Genomic DNA, 21499 nt, shown 5'->3' on the forward strand with positions numbered 1-21499 from the left:
ACTCTTGCCGTGATCCAATCAGCCTGCAAAACTTATGGAAGGGTCGTGGTCCCCTTCCGGAGGAAGGGCCCCCCGCATTGACTTCCCGCCGGCCGAGGCCCCGGCGGACCCCCCACGCGATTCAAAACGTTCCCCCCAACCCCGATGGAACCCCCAGCCTCCCCCACCATTATCCGGCTTTTTCTCGTCCGTCTTTTCTTGTTCACACCGTGTTAACACAGAATTGATGGATCAGGAGCGTCACCACGTCCCCTCGCCGCGGTGCTCGCCCGCACACCTGAGCCAATCGCACGGCCCGTCCGGTCCGTCGCGGCTGTGAGAGGAAAACTCATGAAGTTAGACAATGCAGACCTTGAACTCTTGCTGCTGATACGTCACTTCGAGCGCGCGTTACTGGAACTCTTCGAAGCCGGCCAACTGAACGGCACCACCCACACCTGCCTCGGCCAGGAGTACATCCCCGTGGCCCTGCGCACGCTGCTGGCCGAAGAGGACTACGTCTTCAGTAACCACCGCGGCCACGGGCACTACTTGGCGCGGTTCGGAGAACCGCACGGGCTGCTAGCCGAAATCATGGGCCGCGAGGGCGCGGTCTGCCACGGCGTCGGCGGCAGCCAGCACATCCTGCGGGACCGCTACCTGTCCACGGGTGTCCAGGGCGAGAGCATGCCGGTCGCCGTCGGCGCCGCGCTGCACCTCAAACGCACGGGCTCGACCGGGCTCGCGGCCGTGTTCGTGGGCGACGGGACCTGGGGGGAGGGCTCGGTCTACGAGGCACTCAACATGGCCGCGTTGTGGCAGGTGCCGCTGCTGGTCCTGGTGGAGAACAACGGCATCGCCCAATCCACCCCGACCACGACGCAGTTGGCGGGCAGCATCGCCGACCGCGCCGCGGCCTTCGGAGTGCGCCACCACCTCGTACGGTTCCAGGACCTCGATGAGATCAGGACCGTACTGGGCCCGTCCATCGCCCGAGTTCGCGAGGCCGGTGAACCCCTCGTGGTCGAGTTCCTGACCTCGCGTGTGGGGCCGCACAGCAAAGGCGACGACACGCGACCCGCCGAAGAAGTGGAGCGGGCCGCCGCCCGCGACTGGTACCGCCGGTACGCGGCCGCCATCCCCGACCGATTCGGGGCCTGCGACAAGCGCCAGCGTGAACTGGTCGAGCAGATCGTGCACGAAGTGGCGTCCCGGCCACTGTCCACCTGGGATGAGCGATGCCTGTCACCGAACGCGTAGTGGAGAACCTCAACCACGCCCTGCACGGCCTCTTCGAGCGGGACGGGAGCGTTTACCTCCTCGGCGAGGACATCAAGGACCCTTATGGGGGCGCCTTCAAAGTCACCCGCGGGCTCTCCGAGCGCTACGGCGACCGGGTACTCGCCACCCCGCTCAGCGAAGGCGGCATCGTGGGCGTGGCCGCCGGACTCGCGCTCACCGGCGACAAGGCCATCGTGGAAATCATGTTCGGCGACTTCATCGCGCTGGCCTTCGACCAGATCCTGAACTTCGCCAGCAAGTCGGTTTCCATGTACGGCCGCCGAGTGCCCCTGCGCCTTGTGGTCCGGTGCCCCACCGGAGGCAACCGCGGCTATGGCCCGACCCACAGCCAGAGCCCCCAGAAGCACTTCGTGGGTATCCCAGGCCTGTCTTTGTACGAACTGTCCCCGTTCCATGAGAACGACGCGGTTCTGGAGCGTATGTTCCGCAGCGCGGAACCCTGTGTGCTCTTCGAGGACAAGGTGCTGTACACCCGGCGCATGTACCGGGACGGTGTGGTCGACGACCTCTTCCGGTTCGACTACGCCGATCCCGACCGCGAGTTCGCGCGGGTGCACATCGGGGACCCGGACGACGCCGACGTCGTCCTGATCGCGCCGGGCGGGCTCGTCGACCGCGCGCTCGCCGCCATGCGCGGGCTGCTGCTGGACCAGGAAATCACCTGCCAACTCGTCGTCCCCTCCCGGCTCTATCCCTTCGACCCCGACCCTCTGTTGCCCATGCTGGCGGCCGCGGGCCGGGTCTGCGTCATCGAGGAGAGCACGGCCGGCGGAACCTGGGGCAGCGAGATCGCGCAGGCCGTGCACAGTCGGCTGTGGGGCAAACTCGCGGCGCCGGTGCGGCTGGTGCACTCGGCGGACAGCGTCATCCCCAGCGCCGCCCATCTCGAACGCGACGTCCTGGTGCAGAGCGACACCATCTACCACGCGGTGCAGGAGATGTTCGTTGGCTGAGATCGCCATACCCAAGCTGAACAACAATGACAGTTCCTACCTCCTCCTCGAGTGGCTCTTCGACGACGGCGACGAGGTGCCCGCCGACGCGGCCGTCGCTGTACTGGAGACGTCCAAGGCCACCGAGGACCTGATCGCACCGAGCGCCGGCGTGCTCGAGCGCCTCGTGCCCGCCGGTACCGAGTGCGCGTGCGGCGAACTGATCGGCCGACTGCTCCCCGCCGCTTCCGAGAGCGCTCCCGCCGAGCCTGCCGTGGCGCGCGCAGCAACGGCGGAGAGCACGGCGATCCCCGGCACGGCGACGGATGCCGGGAAGGTGTCCGTGCTCGTGACCGCCCCCGCCCGTGCGCTGATGGACCGACTTGGCCTGGACGAGGCGGCGTTGGCGGAGCTGGACACGAAGGTCGTCAAGCGGGCCGACATCGAGAGGCTGGCCGGGACACGCGGGGCGAGCGCGGTGAGAGATGCCGCCACGCCCTCCCATCGCGAACCCGCCCCCGACCCCGAACCCGGCCTGCACGAGCTGAGCCCGAACCAGCGCGCCGTATGGACCGTCGTCAGCGAGTCGCAGCGCACCGTCCCCGCCGCGTTCACCGTCGTGCACGTCGACATGGGACCCGTCGAGGCGAGCGCGGCTCGGCTCGGCGCCATGGCCGGCGCCCCCGAGTACGTCATCGCCGCCATGGCCCGGCTACGCACCGACTTCCCCCTGTTCTTCGCCGCCCCGGCGCACCCCGGCACCGTGCGGCCGGCCGACTCCGCGCACATCGCGGTGACCATCGACGTCGGCAAGGGGCTGTTCACCCCGGTCGTCCGCGATGCCGAGCGGCTGACGGTCGCCGACATCGCCGACGTGATGATGGAGTTCCGCATCAAGGCGATCCGCGACGGCTTCCGCGGCTCCGACCTCTCCGGCGGTACCGCGCTGCTCGCGCTGAACAACGATGCCGAGGTGGTCGTGGCGACGCCCCTCGTCTTCCCCGGCCACACCTGCGCGGCGTCGCTCGCCGACACCCGTGACGAACTGGTGGCCGACGAGAGCGGCGGAGTGCGGGTGCGGCGGGTGGCCGCGCTCGGCCTCGCCTACGACCACCGGGTGATCAACGGCCGGGACTCCGTGCGTTTCCTCCACGCCCTGCGGCAGCGCCTCGAACAGCCTGAAGGACTGACCGCCACGCCCAGCGACGCCGGCTGACAGGCGCGGTGCAGGGCGCGCCGTACGCCCGCCGGGGACCTGAAGGCCAAGCCAGGAAGAGGATTGATGTCCACGCTCGACTCACAGCGCGACCGGGACCCGCTGACCGCGACCGGGACCGAGGCGGCCCTCGTCGTGGTATCCGCCGACACCGCACGGGGACTCGACGCCGCGACCACCGACCTCGCCCGACGCCTGAGGCGGCTCCCGTCCGGTGAACTGGCTGACGCGGCCTACACCCTCGCCATCAGCCGCAGGGCCCGTGCCCACCGGCGTGCCGTGCTGTGCACCAACCCGGAGAAGGCAGCCCGGCAGCTCGCGGACGCCTCGTCCGACGGCGACGGCACCCGCCGCCCGCTCGTCTTCGCGCTCCCCGCCGTCATCCCGGACGCCGCCCGGCTCGCGACCGACGCCATCACCACCGACCCACGGTTCGCCCGCTACCACCGGGCCTGCCGCCGCGCCGGCGCCCTCAAGCACGGCGACGCCGGCGCCGTCTTCGCCTACGCGTACGCGACGGCCCGGCTCTGGCAGCACTGGGGCCTTCAGCCGGACGCCCTGCACGCGGCAGGCGTCGGGCAGGCCGTCGCCGCCTGCCTCGGCGGCACGCTGAGCCTGGCCGACGCGATCGCCCTGCTCGGCTCCGCCTCGCCGGGCCAGCAGGAGCCCACCGCCCCGCGTCGCCGCCGCACGCCGCGCTTCCCGGTCGAGCCGTTCGGCACGCGGACCGACGCCGTCATCCTGACACCGGGCGCGGAGGGCCCGCTCCACACCCTCCGGCGTGCCTGGCTGGCCGGTGCCGACATCGACTGGCAGAGCGTGTACGAGGGCCAGGACCGCCGGCGTGTCAGGCTCCCCGGACAGTCGGACGAGACACGCCGGAACGACGCGGCCGAGCCTCCCCGGCACAACGAGACCGAGGCCGACCAGGACCGTGCGGCCGAGGTACGTGAGGGAGGCGGGGACAGCAGGACCGAGGCTCACCGGGAGCCCGCGGCGGAGCCGCGCGAGGGTGACACGGGCGAACTCCCCACCGTCCCCTGGGCCTTGGCGGCCGGCTCCGCGGGTGCGTTGCGGCAGCGGGCGGCCGAGGTGAAAGCCGCCGTCGAGGCGCAGCCCGGACGTTCGGCTCCGGACATCGCCCGGTCGTTGGCGGCCGAGGCCGCCGACGTCGCTCCGGCGGGGCATCGGGCCGTGGTGGTCGGTGGGGACCGTGCGGATCTCCTGCGGGGCCTCACCGCGCTCGCGGCGGGCCGGCCGGCCCCCGGCGTGGTCCGTGGCGCGGCGTCCGTGACCGACAGCCGACTCGTCTTCGTCTTCCCGGGCCAGGGCGCCCAGTGGCGGGGCATGGCCGCCGATCTGATGGAGTCCTCCCCGGCCTTCCGTGCGGAGGCGGACCGGTGTGCAGAGGCGTTCGCACCGCATCTCGGCTGGTCGCTCACCGACGTGCTGCGCGACCGGCCGGGTGCGGCCCCCCTGGAGCGGACGGATGTGGTGCAGCCGGTGCTGTTCACCGTCTCGGCGGCGCTGCACGCCCTGCTGGACTCGTGGGGAGTGCGTCCGGCGGCGGTCCTCGGGCACAGCCTCGGCGAGATGGTCGCCGCCTACGTCAGCGGCGCCCTGTCGCTGGCGGACGCGGCCGTGGTGTGCGCGTGCATGAGCAAGGCCCAGGCGGCCCTGTCCGGCACCGGCGCCATGGCTTCCGTCGAGCTCCCGCTGGACGCCGTGCGCGAGCGGCTGGCCGACTACGGCGGCCGGGTCGGGCTGGCCTCGGTCAACGGCGTGGAGTGGGCCGTCGTGTCCGGCGATCGCGACGACGTGGCCCGCCTGGTTGCGGAGCTCACCGCCGACGGCGTACGGGCCCGTACCGTCAACGTGGACCTGGCCGCCCACTCCGCGCACCTCGAAGCCGTCCGGGACCGCATGCTGCGCGATCTCGCTCCGATCACGCCCCGCCCCGTCCGGCTGCCCATGCGCTCCTCGATGACGGGCGAGCCGCTGACCGGCACGGAACTGAACAACGCCTACTGGTACGGCAATCTGCGCCACACCGTCGAATTCGCCCGCACGGTTGGGGCCATGGTGGACGACGGCTACCGAGCCTTCGTCGAAGTGAGCCCCCATCCGGCCCTGACCATGGGCGTCTCCGGTGTCCTGGAGGCCGCCGGGGCCGAGACGGAGAGCATCGTCGTGGGCACGCTGCGGCGCGGCCAGGACGGCCGGGGCGCGCTGCTGTCGGCCGTGGCCGAGCTCTACGTACGCGGCCTGCCGGTGGACTGGACGGCGGTATTCGACGGCAGTCGTCCGGCGGCCGGGCCGGTCGGGCGGGCCGACACGCAGGCAAGGGCGGCGCGGAGGGACGCACTCGAGGACGCCGGGCAGGCCGACGCGGGCGCGTCGCCGACGCGGGCCGACTCCGCCGGTGCAGCGGCGCCCGACGCCGCCCCCGCCATCATGGCGACGCACGAACCCACCGCTCCCGCGAACCCGGGCGACGCCGCACCTCCTGCGGACCCGGACGAGCCCGGCGACGGCCTCCGGGCCCGTCTGGCCGGGCTTCCGCGGTCCGCCGCCGAGCGTGAGGTCCTGGAACTGGTCGCCGCGCATACGGCCGCGCTGCTGGGCGTGGACTCGCTCCACGAGGTGACCCCGGACTGGGCGAGCGCCTCCCTGGGCACCCTGGGCTTCACTTCGCTGCTGGCGGTGGAGCTGCGCGGCAAGCTCGCGCAGGAGACGGGGCTGCGGCTGGCCCGCACCCTGGTGTTCGACCACCCCACCCCGCAGGGGCTGGCGCGTTTCCTCGCCGGCGAGTTGCTCGGCGCCGCCTCCGAGGAACGGCCCGCGCGGCCGGAACGTTCCACCGCCGAAAGCGGCGGCAACGAGACTGTCGCCATCGTCGGAATGGCCGCCCAGCTGCCCGGCGCCGCGGATCTGGACGCGTACTGGGACCTGCTGAGCACCGGCAGCGAGGCGATCTCCCAGTTCACCGACGAGCAGCTGGCCGCCGCCGGGGTGCCGCAGGAGCTCATCCGCGACCCCCGCTATGTGAAGGCTTTCGGTGCGATGCCGGAGGCGGAGCTGTTCGACGCCGCCTTCTTCGGGATGACCCCGGCCGAGGCGGAGGTGACCGACCCGCAGCAGCGGCTGTTCCTCCACGCCTGCCACACGGCGCTGGAGCACGCCGGGTACGACCCCGCTCGCCACCCCGGCGCGATCGGCGTCTTCGGCGGGTCCGCCAACAACACCTACCTCCAGGACAACGTGCTGACCGGCACCGACCGGACCGCGACGTCCGACTACTTCCGCGTCCTGGTCGGGAACGACAAGGACTACCTGGCCACCCGCGTCGCCTACAAGCTGAACCTGAAAGGCCCCGGCTGCACCGTCCAGACCGCCTGCTCCACCTCGCTGGTCGCCCTGCACCTGGCCTGCCAGGCGCTGCGGGCGGGCGATTGCGACCTCGCCCTGGCGGGAGGGGTGTCCGTGCGCACACCCCAGACCAAGGGCCACCTGTACGAGGAAGGCTCGATCCTCTCGGCCGACGGCCACGTCCGCGTCTTCGACGCCGCCGCGAGCGGCACCGTCTTCGGCAGCGGCGTCGGCGTCCTGGCGCTGAAGCGGCTGTCCGACGCGGTGGTCGACGGCGACACCATCCACGCGGTGGTCCTCGGCACCGCCACCAACAACGACGGTGCGGAGAAGGTCAGTTACGCCGCGCCCGCTCGCGACGGCCAGGCCGCCGTCATCGCCCGCGCGCAGGAGGCGGCAGGCATCGACGCCGGGTCGATCAGCTACCTGGAGGCCCACGGCACCGGCACCAGGCTCGGCGACCCGGTCGAGGTGTCGGCGCTGGACCAGGCGTTCCGGCGTACCACCGACAGGACGGGCTACTGCGCCATCGGCTCAGTGAAGCCGAACATCGGCCATCTGGACGCCGCCGCGGGCGCAGCCGGCGTGATCAAGGTGGCGCTGATGATGCGCCACCGGACGATCGTGCCGAGCATCAACTACGAGACTCCCAACCCGGCGATCGACTTCGACAGCACCCCGTTCCGCGTCGCCACCGGACTCGCACCCTGGCTCCTGGACGGGGTGCCGCGCCGGGCCGGCGTCAGCTCCTTCGGCATCGGGGGAACCAACGCCCACACGGTGCTGGAGGAACCGCCGGTGCGGGCGCCGTCCGGGCCGTCCCGCCCCGAGCAACTGCTGCTGCTGTCGGCCGCGACGCCGACCGCCCTGGCCCAGGTCACCGCCCGGCTCGCCGCGCACCTGCGACGCCACCCCGAGGTGCCGCTCGCGGACGTCGCCCACACCCTCGCGACCGGTCGCGCCGGCCACCACCACCGGCGGGCGCTGCTGTGCCGGGACACCGCGGACGCCGTACGCCTCCTGGAGGATCCGCTGCCCGCCGCACAGGCCGGGTACACCGCCCCCTCCGTGGCGTTCGCCTTCCCCGGCGGTGACCTCGATCCCGAGGGTCGGCTCGCCGCCGAAGTCGCCGCCGCGGAGCCCGGGTTCGCCGAGCGCTACGAGGCGTGCGCCGCCGCCGGTCCGGGCGGCCGTGCGTTCGCCTTCCCATACGCGCTGGCCGGGCTCTGGCAGGACTGGGGACTGCACCCCGAGGCCCTGTTCGCCGACGGCGACGGGGAGTTGGTGGCCGCCGTGCTGGCCGGTGCGCTCCGGCTGGAGGAGGCGCTCGGCGCGCTCGCGGAGGGCATCACGCCGCCGTCGGGGGGCACTCCCCGGCTACCCGTCCTGCCGTTGGCCGAGGCCGGCGCGGACTCCCGACGGGTGGTGCTGGCCGCGCGGGCGGAATCCCCGCTGATCGCGGTGCGGGACGCATGGCTGGCGGGCGCGGACGTCGACTGGGCACGCTTCTACGCCGGCCAGCGGCGGCATCGTGTGCCGCTGCCGACGTATCCGTTCGAGGGACGGCGGTACTGGCTGGAGGCACCCGCCCGCCCTTCAGCGTCCACCGCGGGTGAAGCCCCGGCCGAGGCGCCGCCCGGCGACAACGCCACTGCCCTCCCCCGCCTGCTCCCCGACCCGGACCGCCCGGACCCCTTCGCGCAGATGGCTGCCTTCACCGGCGTCGAGCCGTATCTGACGGACCACGTCATCGGCGGCGCCCCCGTCCTGCCCGCCGCGGTGCATCTGGAACTCGGCCGCGCTGCGGCCGAGTCGGTCTCCGGTGGCCGGCAGACCGTGACGATCCGCGACGCCGACTTCCAGCGGATGCTGTCCTTCCCGTCCGGCCCCCGCACCGTGGGCGTCCGCCTGGAGCGGCACGGTGACACGGCCCTGCGCTACACCGTGACGGCATCGGACGGCGCGGACGAGGAGACGTACGCATGCGGCGAGGTCGTCCTGGCCGAGACCGCGTTGCCCCGACCCCGGCCGCTCGACCTCGCCGCCCTGCGCCACCGCTGCGAAAGCACTGTCGAACCCGCCGCCTGCTACGGCTTGTTGGCCGAGCGGGGCGTCCAGCACGGGCCCGGCCTGCGCGCGCTGCGGGAGTTCGCGCACCGCGCGGGCGAGGAGGCGCTGGCCGTCCTTGACGTGCCGCAGGCCGAGACAGGGCCGGACTTCGCCGGGCCGGGCACCACGGTGCTGCATCCGGCACTGCTCGACGGCGCCCTCCAGGCGGCGGTGTGCCTGCTCGCCGCGTCCGGCGCGGACGGCGGCGCGGCCCATCTGCCGCTGCGGCTCGGCGCCCTCCACCTGTACGGCGCCCTGGACGGCCGGTGCACCGCGCACGTCACCCGGTCCGCCGGGGCGGGCGGCCAGGTCGTACGGCTCGATGTGACCCTGGCGGGCGAGGACGGCACCATCGTCGCGCACCTGTCCGACCTCGTCCTGCGCCGAGTGCCGGCCACCACGGAGCACGCCCCTGTCTTCCTGCGCGGCCACTGGTCTCCCGCGCCGCTCGCCGCGGGCGGCACCGGCAGCGGCCCGTTGCTGCTGCTCGCCGACGGCGAGGGGACGCGGGAGGCGCTGGGCCGGGCGCTGCGGGACGTCGGCGAGCACGACACCCCGGTGATCCTGGTGAGGCCGGGCTCCGGCTTCCGCCGTGTCGACGGCCGCACCTACGAAGCGGATCCGGCGCGGCCGGGCGACTTCGCCGAGCTGCTGGCCGCGCTGACCGCCGACGGCGTGCCGCCCCGCCGCATCCTGCACGCCTGGACCCACGCCGCGCAGCCGTCCGAGGGGTACGGCGGCGACCTCCTCGACCTGGGCGTCGGCTCGCTGTTCCACCTCACCAAGGCGCTGCTGGCACGCCGGCCCGTGGAGCGGACGCCGCTGCTGTTCGTCCACCCTGAGTCGGTGCCCGCGCACGAGGCGGTCGCCGCGTTCGCCCGCACGGCGCGGCTGGAGAACCCGACACTGGCCTACCGTGCGGCGGGCGTCGCACGGGAGGACCTCGCCGCGCAGCTGCCCGCGCTGCTGCGGGAGTTCGGCGCGGAAGGCGGCCGGGAGGCCGAGGTCCGCTACGAGGAAGGCGCCCGGCTGGCGCGCGGCTATCAGGCGGTCGACCCGGCCGCCGAGGCCGTCGGCGGGCCGGTACTGCGCGACGGTGGCGTCTACCTGATCACTGGTGGAACCGGCGGCCTGGGGCTGCTCGTCGCCGAGCACCTCGCCGCCCGCGTGCGCGCCCATCTCTACCTCGTCGGCCGGTTCGAGCCGGACGCGCGCGCCCGCGCCCGGATCGCGGCCCTGGCGGCGTCCGGCGGGTCCGCCCGCCATCTGCGGGCGGACGTCTCCCGCGAGGACGACGTGCGAACCGTCCTGGCGGCCGTGGAGGCCGGGCACGGCACGCTGCACGGCGTCGTCCACTCCGCCGGGGTGCTGCGGGACTCGTTCCTGCTGACCAAGGAACAGGGGGACCTGTGGGCCGTCCTGGCCCCCAAGGTCCAGGGAACCGTCCACCTCGACCGGCTGACGGCGCGCCACCCCCTGGACTTCTTCGCTGCCTTCTCGTCGGTCGCCGCGCCGCTGGGCAACGTCGGCCAGGCCGACTATGCCTACGCCAACGCCTTCCTGGACGCCTGCATGGCCGTGCGCCAGAAGCTCGTGGCCGAGGGGCGGCGCAGCGGCGTGTCCGTGTCGATCGGCTGGCCGCTGTGGCAGGAGGGCGGTATGCGGGCCGACGCGGAGTCGACGGCCGTCCTGGAGCGGCGGCTCGGCTCCGCCGCGTTGCCCACGGCGGTCGGTCTCGCGGCGTTCGAGACCGCGCTCGGGCTGGGTGGCGGGCCCCTGGTGGTCGCGCTCGGGGAACCGGAGACCGTGGCGGCGGCCCTGTCGCCTGCGGCCGGGCCCGCACCGCGTCCCGAGGGGCCGGTCCCCCTCGCCGCGCCGGAGCCGGACCTGCGGCGGACGGCCGAGGACCTGCTGCGCGCGATCCTTGCCACCGAGACCGGGCTCGACCCGGCCATCCTCGACCCCGAGACCCCGCTGGACCGCTACGGCATCGACTCCATCCTGATCGTCAAGCTCAACAGCGCGGTGGAGAAGACCTTCGGGGAAACGTCCAAGACCCTCTTCTTCGAGTACACGACCCTCGCCGACCTCGCCGGCTACTTCGCCGAGCAGCACGCGGGACGGCTCCGGGAGCTGGCCGACGCCACCAGGGGCGAACCGGCCCCCGGCACGGCGGAAGCACCCGTCGATGTCACGGCGGACGAGCACGCCGCCTACCCCCGCGCGTCCGCCGAGGCCCTTGTGGACGGGAGCCCCGCCCCCGGAGCCCACCCCGACGACGCCATCGCAGTGATCGGCCTCAGCGGGCGCTACCCCAAGGCCGCCGACCTGGACGAGTTCTGGCGGAACCTGGAGCAGGGCCGCGACTGCGTCACCGAGATCCCGCGGGACCGGTGGGACCACGACCGCTTCTTCCAGGACGGCTCGCCGGTCCCCGGCCGTGCCTACGCCAAGTGGGGCGGCTTCCTCGACGACGTCGACCGCTTCGACCCGCTGTTCTTCGGCATCTCGCCGCGCGAGGCCGAAGTGATGGACCCGCAGGAGCGGCTGTTCCTGGAGACCGCGTGGCACGCCGTCGAGGACGCCGGGTACCGGCCCGCCGACCTCGCGGGCAGCCCGGTCGGGGTCTTCGTGGGCGCGATGTACGCCGAGTACCAGCTCTACGGCGCCGACCGCGTCCTGCGCGGCGAGGGCCCGGTCCCGGCCTCGCTGCACGCCTCCATCGCCAACCGGGTGTCGTACGTGCTGAACCTGTCCGGGCCGAGCCTGGCGGTCGACACCATGTGCTCCTCCTCGCTCACGGCGATCCACCTGGCCTGCCGGAGCCTGCGCGACGGCGAGAGCGAGCTCGCGATCGCGGGCGGGGTGAACCTCTCGCTCCATCCGCACAAGTACGTCTACCTCAGCCAGGGCCGGTTCGTGTCGACCGACGGCCGCTGCCGGTCCTTCGGCGCGGGCGGCACCGGCTACGTGCCCGGCGAGGGCGTCGGCGCGGTCCTGCTCAAGCCGCTACGCCGGGCCCTCGCGGACCGCGACCACGTCCACGGCGTCATCCTCGGCGCCGCCGTCAACCACGGCGGCCGTACCAACGGCTACACGGTGCCCAGCCCCAACGCCCAGCAGCGGGTCATCGAGCGCGCTCTGGAGCAGGCCGGCACCGACCCGCACGACATCGGCTATGTCGAGGCCCACGGCACCGGCACCGCGCTCGGCGACCCGATCGAGATCACCGGGCTGCGCAAGGCGTTCGGGTCCTTCGAAGAGGGGCGGTACTGCCCCATCGGCTCGCTGAAGTCGAACATCGGCCATCTGGAGGCGGCAGCGGGCGTCGCGGGGCTGACCAAGGTGCTGCTCCAGTTCCGGCACGGGCGGCTCGTGCCGTCGCTGCACTCCGCGGAACTCAACCCGAACATCGACTTCGCGCACTCCCCGCTACGCGTGCAGCGGGAGCTCACCGACTGGCCTCGGTCGTCCGGCCCGCGCCGGGCCGCCCTGAGCTCCTTCGGCGCGGGCGGCTCCAACGCGCACCTGGTGCTGGCCGAGGCGCCGTACGCCGAACCGGCCCCGGCGGTCCCGGCGGCCGGGCAGCGCACCCCGGAACCGCTGCTGTACGTGCTGTCGGCGCAGGACGAGAAGCGGCTGCGCGAGTACGCCGGACGTGTCGGCCGGTTCCTGCGCACCGCGCACGTGGATCTCGCGGACGTCGCCCACACCCTCCGGTGCGGCCGCGAGCCCATGGCCGAGCGGCTGGCCGTGGTCAGCGCCGACGGTGCGGCCGTGGCCGACGCGCTGGTCGCGTTCGCCGAGGGCGCGCCCACCCCGGCGTGGCTGTGGCACGGCTCCGCGCCCGAGCCGGGGCCAAAGACCGGCCGCGCCGAGGCCGCGGCCGGTCAGTGGCTGGCCGGGGCCGACCCGATCGGCGCCGCGCCCGTGCGCGCCGACGGCCGCCCGCCGCGTCGGATCCCGGTGCCCGGCTACCCCTTCGCCCGTGAGCGCTACTGGCTGGGCGGCCTCGACGAACCGGCCGGCACGGCGGTCCTGCACCCGCTGCTGGACGCCAACGAGTCCACCCTGGCCGAGACCCGCTTCCGCACCACCCTGCGCCGCACGTCCGCCCTGCTGCGCGACCACGAGGTGGCCGGTCGGCGCCCGCTGGCCGGGACCGCGCTGCTGGAGATGGCCCGCGCGGCCGTCGAGCAGGCGGCCGGCGAGGCGCCCGGCGGGTTGCGGAACGTGGTGTGGGGACGGCCGGTCGAGGTCGTGGACGACAGTCTCGACGTGTACGTCGCCCTACGCCCGGACGGATCCGAGCCCGGCACCGTCGCCTTCGAGGTGTTCAGCGGCGACCGCGTCGCCCACGTCCGCGGCGTCGCGCTCACCGGGCCCTCCGCACCGGCCCAGGGCGCCGTCGACCTCGCCGGGCTGCGCAAGCGCTGTGCCGTATCGCGCACCGCCGCCGAGGTCCGGCGTGACTACACACGGGCGGGCTTCCGCTACGGCCCGTCCTTCGACGTGCTGCGCGAGGTGCGCACCGGCACGGACGAGGTGCTGGTGGAGGTCCGGCTACCCGAGGGGAGCCCGTCCGCTGGTTTCACCCTGCATCCGGCCCTGCTGGACGGCCTGCTGCGGGCCGTTCACTGGCTCAACCGGCACACCGCGCCCGAGCCCGGCGACCTGGTCGTGCCGTTCTCCCTTGGACGGATCGACATCCTCCGGCCGCTGCCGCCGGTCTGCTTCGCCCACGCGGTCCCGGCCGCCGGCTCCGGCCTCCGTGCGGCCGCCGTGCAGCGGTTCGACATCGTTGTCGTCGACGAGCAGGGCGCCGAACTGGTCCGGATCCGCGACTTCGCGGGCCGGGTGCTGCCCGCCGCCGACGCACCGGCGCCGGGCGAGGCGCCCCGGTTCTACGCCTACGACTGGGAGCCCCGGCCCGCCGACGGGCCGCGCGCCCATGCCCCGGGCAGCGCGCTGCTGGTGCTCGCGGACGACCCGGAACCGGCCCGGCTGCTGGCCCGCTCCGGCCGGTGGGCACGTGTGGTGCGGGTCGAGGCGGGCGGCCGGTTCCACGCCGACGGCCTGGACGCGTACACCATCGACCCGCTCGACGCCGGGCACTACCGGCGGCTGCTGGCCGAACTCGGTGACGGCGGGCTGGACGTCGTACACCTGTGGGACCTGGACGACGACCGGCGCGAACCCATCCGGCTGGACACGGCGTTGAACACCGGCCTGTTCCCGGTGCTGCACCTGTTGCAGGCCGCTCGGGGCCTTGAGGGCGGCATCCGGGTGGTCTACGGCCACGGCGCGCCGACCGGTGAGCCGAGTCCCGAGCGGGAGGCCACAGCCGGGCTGTGCCGCATCGCCGAGGCGATGCCCGGCTCATGGCTGCGCACGGTGCGCCACGACGGCGGCGTGCCGGGGGCCGAACGGCTGGTGCGCACGCTGCTCGACGAGTTCGCGACACCGGCCCGCACCGCCCAGGTGCGCTACGACGAGGACGGCCGACGGCTGGTGCGCGTGGTGCGCTCCGCCACGCCCGCGCGGGCCGGTACGGACGCCGTGCCGCTGAAGGACCGTGGGGTCTATCTGCTCACCGGCGGCACCGGCGGGATCGGGCTGGTCTTCGCCCGGTACCTGGCCGAGCGGCACCGCGCCCGGCTGGTGCTGCTGGCCCGCTCCCCGCTGAGCGGAGCGGCACGGGCCGAGGTGGAGCGACTGACGGCGCTCGGCGCCGAGGTGCTCGCGGTCCAGGGCGATGTCGCGGTGCGCGAGGACGTACAGCGGGCGCTGGACCGGTGCACGGAGCGCTTCGGACGGCTGGACGGGGTGTTCCACGCGGCCGGCGTGTACGACTCGGCCCCGGTCGCCGAGGCGGACCGCGAGCGGTTCGAGCGGGTGCTGGCGGCCAAGACCCACGGCACCGTCAACCTCGACGAGCTCACCCGGGACGAGCGGCTCGACCTGTTCGTGGTGTTCTCGTCCATCTCCAGCATCCTCGGCGACTTCGGCGCCGGCAGCTACTCCGTCGCCAACTCCTTCCTGGACGCCTACGCGGTCCGGCGCGAGCAGTGGGTACGGGAGGGGCGGCGCCACGGGCGCACCCTGTCCCTCGGCTGGCCGCTGTGGACCGTCGGTGGCGTGGACTCGGCGCTCGGCGAGGCCGAGGTGTGCCAGTACAGCGCCAGCACCGGGATACGGCCGGTGACCGCGGAGCAAGGGATCGAGGCGTTCGAGCGGGCCTGGGAGTACGGGGCGCCGCTGCTGATACCGGCCGGTGGGGACCGGGAGGTGATCGAGCGGACGCTGGGGGTCGTGCCCACCACCGCGGCACCGATCGCACAAGCACCCCACGCCGTGTCGGCGGGATCGGTGGCACCGGCGGAACCGGCCGGGGCCATGGCCGGCCTCTCCCGGCTGCGCCGCCGGCTCCTCGACCATGTCCGGGCCCGGCTCGCCGAGATCCTCAAGCTCCCCATGGGCCGGCTCGACAGCGGCGCCACGCTGGACTCATACGGTCTCGACTCGGTCCTGATCATGGAGGCCAACACCCTGCTCGGGCGGGACTTCCCCGGGCTGCCCGGCACACTCTTCTTCGAGTACCGCACGGTTGGCGAGGTCACCGACTTCCTGCTGCGGGAACACCCGGACGCGGTGACCCGGCTGTTCGGCCCGCAGCCAGAGGTGGCACCCGCGCCGGATCCCGCCCCCACGCCGGACACGGCACCGGGGCAGGCGCTCCCCTCCCCCGTGTCCCGGCCGCGGCCGGTCACCGCCCACGTCGTCCCGGTACCGGACCCAGCCGATGAGGACATCGCGATCATCGGCATCAGCGGCCGCTACCCCAAGGCCCGCGACCTGGACGAGTTCTGGGAGAACCTGCGCAGCGGCCGGGACTGCGTCACCGAGGTGCCCGCCGACCGCTGGGACGCCGACGCCCTGTTCGACGCGGACCCGGCCGCACCGGGCCGCAGCTACAGCCGCTGGGGCGGGTTCCTGGACGATGTCGACACCTTCGACTCGCTGTTCTTCCGCATCTCCCCGATGCAGGCCAAGACCATGGACCCCCAGGAGCGGCTCTTCCTGGAGACCGCCTGGGCGGCCCTGGAGGACGCCGGGTACCCGCTGGACGCCCTGCCCCGGCCGCGCTTCTCGGCCGAGGGCCGCGACGTCGGCGTGTTCGTCGGGGTGATGTGGGGCGACTACGCGGTGCTGGCCGTCGAGGAGTCCTTCCGCGGCCATCACGTCACCGTCCCGGCCAACCGCTCCTCGATCGCCAACCACGTGTCCCACTTCGGGGACTTCCGGGGACCGAGCATGGTGGTGGACACCGCCTGCTCCTCGTCCCTGGTCGCCCTCCACCTGGCCTGTGAGAGCATCCGCCGGGGCGCGTGCGCGTACGCCGTCGCGGGCGGGGTGAACATCTCCGCGCACCCGGCCAAGTACGTCCACCTCAGCCGGATGAACATGCTCGCCAAAGACGGCCGGTGCCGCTCCTTCGGCGCCGGGGGCACCGGCTACGTGCCCGGCGAGGGCGTCGGCGCGGTCCTGTTGAAGCGGCTGTCGCAGGCCGAGGCCGACGGCGACAGCATCCACGCCGTCATCAAGGCCGGCGCGGTCAACCAGGGTGGGCGCACCAGCGGCCTGACCGTGCCCAACCCGCGCGCCCAGCAGGCCCTGGTCGAGGAGGCCCTGGCCCGGGCCGGCCTCGACGCCCGTACCATCGGCTACGTCGAGGCCCACGGCACCGGCACCGAACTCGGCGACCCCATCGAGCACACCGCCCTGGAACGGGCGTTCCGGACCCACACCGAGGATGTGGGCTTCTGCGCCCTGGGCTCCGCGAAGTCCGCGATCGGCCATCTGGAGGGCGCGGCGGGCATCGCGGGCGTCACCAAGGCGATCCTCCAGCTACGGCACGGGCAGTTCGTCCCGTCGCTGCACGCCGACCACCTCAACCCCGTGATCGACTTCGCGCGCTCCCCGTTCCGGGTGCAGCGCGAACTCGCCGACTGGGCCCGGCCGCAGGACGGCGGACCCCGCCGGGCCGCGGTCAGCTCCTTCGGCGTGGGCGGCACCAACGCCCACGTCATCCTCGAGGAGTACCTCGGCGCACCGGACCGCTCCCCCACGCCGGACCGGCCCCGCGCCGAGCTGCTGCCCCTGTCCGCCCGCACCGAGGACCGGCTCCGGGCCCACGTGGCACAGCTCGCCGCGTTCCTGCGCCGCGAGCGCGACGCGGGCCGGGCCCCGGCGCTCGCGGATGTGGCGCACACCCTCCACGCGGGCCGGCAGGCCATGGCCGAACGGCTGGCGGTGACCGTGTACGACGTGGACGAGGCCGTGGAGACGCTCGACGCGTTCGCCCGCGGCGAGCCGGACCACCGGGTGGTACGGGGCGGCACGAGGACGAACGAAGCCCTCGGCGACCTGCTCACCTCGGTCCGCGAGGGCCGGGATCTGGCGTTGGCTCTCGCCCGGTCCGGCGACGTGGACCGCCTCGGCCGCCTGTGGGCCTCGGGCCTCGCCCTGGACCCGGAGGTCCTCCAGCAGGTCCGGCCGCACCGGGCCCGCCGGATCTCCCTGCCGACGTATCCCTTCACTCCGGAACGGCACTGGATCGCTCGGCCGGATACCGCCCCCGGCACGGCGGCTGCCGTCGAACACCCCCGTGCGGGCACCGCCCCCGCACCGGCCGTCCACAGCCTCGACCCCGCCGACCCGGTGCTGCGCGATCACGTGGTCCAAGGCCGCAGCATCCTGCCCGGAGTCGCCCACCTGGACCTCGCCCTATCCGCGGCGCCCGCCGCCCAACGCCCCCGCGTGCTGCGGGACGTCCGCTGGCTGACCCCCATCGTGGTGGACGGCGGGCCCGTTCGGCTCATCCTGCGCACCGAGGGCGACGGGTTCGAGATCCGCGGCGAGGACGGCGCGGTCCTGCACTCCCAGGGCCTCCTGGCGGACGCCGAGACGCTCACCGCAGACCCGGACGCACTGTCCGTCGAGGCCGTCCGCACACGCTGCCGGACCGCCGTCGCCGGGACCGAACTGTACCGGCGACTCGCCGACCGCGGCCTGCGCTACGGCCCGTACTTCCGCGCCGTGGACATGGTGTGGACGGGCGCGGGCGAGGCGCTCGCGCGGCTGGCCCTGCCCACCGACCACCGGGACGGGGCCATCCGCCACGCCCTGCACCCCGGCGTCGCGGACGCCGCGCTGCACACGGTCGGGGCCCTGCTCGCCCCCGACGACGGCGTGCTGCTGCCCTTCGCCGTCGAGCGGGTGGAGCTGCTGCGCCCGGCCCCGGCGGACGGCTGGTCACACGTGAGCGCGCGAGGCGGACACCGCTACGACGTCACGCTGCTGGACGCGGCGGGCCGGGTGTGCGTGCGCTTCCTCGACCTCGCCTGCCGACCGGTGCGGGAGCCGGTCCGTCAGGAGGACGGCGGATACGAGCAGTTCGGCTACCGGCCCCACTGGATACCGGCCCCCGCCGCAGACGGCGAGTCCTCCGCCGGCCGCCGGGAGACGGTCCTGGTCGCCGCGCCCGAGTCGGCCCGCACGCCGGCCCTGGCCTACGGGCAGGCCCACCGCGACCGGGGCGACGAGGTCCGCCACCTGTGGCCGGCGGAGGGCGCGCACGCCGAGGGCCCCGCGCCCGGCCTCATCTACTTCCTCGGCGCCGCCGACGACGTCCCCGCGGGCGGCGAGGCCCGCCGGGCGCGGGAGGAGGTCGCCGCGCTGCACCGCCTGGTGCGGACCCTCCTTCAGGCGCACGGCCGACTGGACGGCGTACGGCTGAAGGTGGTCACCACGGACGCCTTCCCGCTCGACGCGGACGAGGAGTCCCGGCCCTGGGCGGCCGGTCTGTGGGGCTACTGCTCGGTGCTGGACAAGGAGTTCCCGGCGCTCAAGGTCGCCTACGTCGACGTCCGGGGCGCAGAGGCCGCCGACGCTGTCGCCCGGGTGATCGCCGAGCCGTTCCCGGTGCGGGCACAGGCGGTGTCCCTGCGCGGCGGGGTGCGCCGTGCCCGGCGCCTGGAACCCGTCGAACTGCCCCCGGCCGGGGCAGGCATCCGCTTCCGCGACCACGGCGTCTACCTCATCCTCGGCGGCCTGGGCACGGTCGGCTACGACACCGCCCTGCACCTGGCCCGCACCCACCGGGCCAAGCTGGTCCTGATGGGCCGCAGCGAGCCCGGGGAGCAGTACCGGGCGCGGCTCGCCGAGCTCGAGCGGGCGGGCGGCGAGGCGCTCTACCTCGCCTGCGACGCGACCGACCCGGCGGCCCTGAAGGACGCCGTGGCCCGCGCCACTCGGCGGTTCGGGCCGCTGCACGGCGCGATCAACTCGGCGATGGTGCTGGGCGCCACGCCGGTGCGCGACCTCGACGAGACGGCCCTGCACGAGGTCCTCGCCGCCAAGGCCGACGCGGGCTGGAACCTGGCCCGGGCGGTGTGGGACCAACCGCTGGACTTCCTGCTCCAGTACTCCTCCGGTGTCTCCTTCGCGGGCAACTCCGGCCAGGCCGGGTACGCGGCGGGCTGCGCCGTCGCCGACGCGCTGGCCCATCACCTGGCACGCACCGCGCCCTTCCCTGTGCGCGTCCTCAACTGGGGCTACTGGCACTCGGGGGGCGACCAGGAGCGGGAGGCGGCCCTGGGCCGGCTCGTCGCGGCCGGCATCCGGCCGATCGGCGCCGCCGAGGGCATGGAGACCGTGACCCGCTTCCTCGCCTCCGGGCTGTCCCAACTCCTCGCCACCCGCGCCTCCGGGACCATCCTGGAAGCGCTCGGCGTCGACTGGGACACACGGGCCCGGGTACGCCCCGCGCAGCTTCCGGCCCACGCCGTGCCGCCGCTGCGGATCGACTCGGCCGACCGGGCGCACATCGACGGACAGCGCACCGCCTCGCGGGCCCTGGAGCGCCTGGGCCGGCTGCTCCTGCTGGGCGCCTTCCAGCGCGCGGGCCTGCTGCGCCACACCGGCGAACGCCGCTCGGCGGCGCAGCTGCACCGCGAGCTGCGCGTCGTCCCCGGCCACGACCGGCTCTTCGAGGTACTCCTGGACATGCTCGCCCAGGGCGGTCTCGTACGGCGGGACGGCGACGAGGTGGTCGCGCTGGCGGGGGTGGAGGATCCCGAGGCGCGGCAGGCCGCCGCCGAACCCGAGGCCGCACGGGCGGCACTGCCGGCCGAGACCCCGTGGACCACCGCCGTGGCCGACCTGCTGCTGCGCTGCACACGGGAGCTGACCCGCGTGCTCGCCGGTACGACCGCTGCGACGGAAGTGCTGTTCCCCGACGGTTCCCTGGACGCGGTGACCGCCGTCTACCGGGGCGATCCGATCACCGACCGGCTCAACAGCCGGCTGGCCGCCGTGGTGCGCGCGTACGTCGAGGAGCGGACGGGCGGCGTGCCGGTCCGGATCCTTGAGATCGGCGCGGGCACCGGAAGCACCAGCCGGGAGGTCCTGGCGGCGCTCGCCCCCTTCGCCGGGCGGGTCCAGTACACCTACACGGACATCTCCGCGGGCTTCGTGCGGCATGGGCGGAAGTTGTTCGCAGACGCCCACCCGTACGCCGACTTCCGCGTGCTCGACATCGAGGGCGACCTCCGGGCGCAGGGATTCGCCCCGGACTCCTACGACATCGTGTTCGGCACGAACGTCTTCCACGCCACCCGGCGCATCCACCGCACCCTCGCCCAGGCCAAGCTGCTGCTGCGCCCGAACGGACTGCTGCTGGCCAACGAGGGCACGCGGGCCGACCACGTGATGGCCCTCATCTTCGGCCTGACGGACGGCTGGTGGGCGTACGAGGACCCCGAGCACCGCATCCCTGGCACCCCGTTGCTCGGCGAGCGGTCCTGGCGTGACGTCCTGCACGACTGCGGTTTCCAGGGTGTCGTCACCCACGGGCTGCCGCAGGACGGCGAGGTCGCCCAGAGCCTGATCGTCGCCGAGAGCGACGGGGTGATCGTGGAGGCCGACGCGGTACCGCCCGTCGCGGAGCCGCCCGTCGCGGAGCCGCCCGTCGCGGAGCCGCCCGTCCGGGCCGCCGAACCGGCACCGGCCGAGGCGTCGGCCGAGGATCGGTACGCCGCCGCCGAGGAGTTCGTACGGCAGGTCTTCGGGCGGGTGCTGGAGATGGCTCCGGACCTGCTCGACCCGGACGCGACCTTCGAGAACTACGGCGTCGACTCCCTCGTGGCGCTCCAGCTGAACAAGGCCCTGGAGCAGCACGTGGGCGGGGTCCCGGCGACGCTGCTGTTCGAGCAGATCACCATCGGACGGCTCGCCCGCTGGCTGCTCGCACAGCGGCCGGAGGCGCTGAGCCGGGTGGCGCCGGCGACGGCGCCCGACGCGCCGGATCCCGTGCGCGAGGAGCCACCGGCACCGGAGGAGCGGACGGCCCGACCAGTGACGGAGGCCGCGCCCGAGGGGCCCGCACCGGCGGCAGGGGACGGCGCCGAACTGGAGCAGATGGTCGGCGCGCTGTCCGACGCGCAGGTCGCCGACCTGCTGCGGCTGCTGGACCCGCGGGGGCGGGCGGCGGCGAACGGCCGGGTGACAGCGGAATGACCACGCGAACTGC

The 21499-nt window shown here is 74.2% G+C and carries 4 protein-coding genes; all 4 read left to right on the forward strand.

Annotation, left to right across the window (positions count from 1 at the left end; genetic code table 11):
* Nucleotides 1-330: 330 nt before the first annotated feature.
* Complete coding sequence (locus tag JK363_RS28640) at nucleotides 331-1239, forward strand: thiamine pyrophosphate-dependent dehydrogenase E1 component subunit alpha (RefSeq protein ID WP_201879204.1); 909 nt, start codon at nucleotides 331-333, stop codon at nucleotides 1237-1239.
* The gene (locus JK363_RS28645; protein WP_201879206.1) at nucleotides 1218-2234 is read left to right on the forward strand and encodes an alpha-ketoacid dehydrogenase subunit beta; all 1017 of its coding nucleotides are present in this window, start codon (nucleotides 1218-1220) and stop codon (nucleotides 2232-2234) included. Before JK363_RS28640 ends, JK363_RS28645 begins: the two co-directional genes overlap by 22 nt.
* A complete protein-coding gene (locus JK363_RS28650; protein ID WP_201879208.1) occupies nucleotides 2227-3429 on the forward strand; it encodes a 2-oxo acid dehydrogenase subunit E2 in 1203 nt (400 codons plus the stop codon). Before JK363_RS28645 ends, JK363_RS28650 begins: the two co-directional genes overlap by 8 nt.
* 66 nt (nucleotides 3430-3495) lie before the next feature.
* On the forward strand, nucleotides 3496-21486 hold the full coding sequence (locus JK363_RS28655) for a type I polyketide synthase (protein WP_201879210.1): 17991 nt from the start codon (nucleotides 3496-3498) through the stop codon (nucleotides 21484-21486).
* Nucleotides 21487-21499: the final 13 nt, after the last annotated feature.

Origin of the sequence: Streptomyces coffeae (assembly GCF_016741875.1) — a bacterium.
Lineage (GTDB): Bacteria > Actinomycetota > Actinomycetes > Streptomycetales > Streptomycetaceae > Streptomyces > Streptomyces coffeae.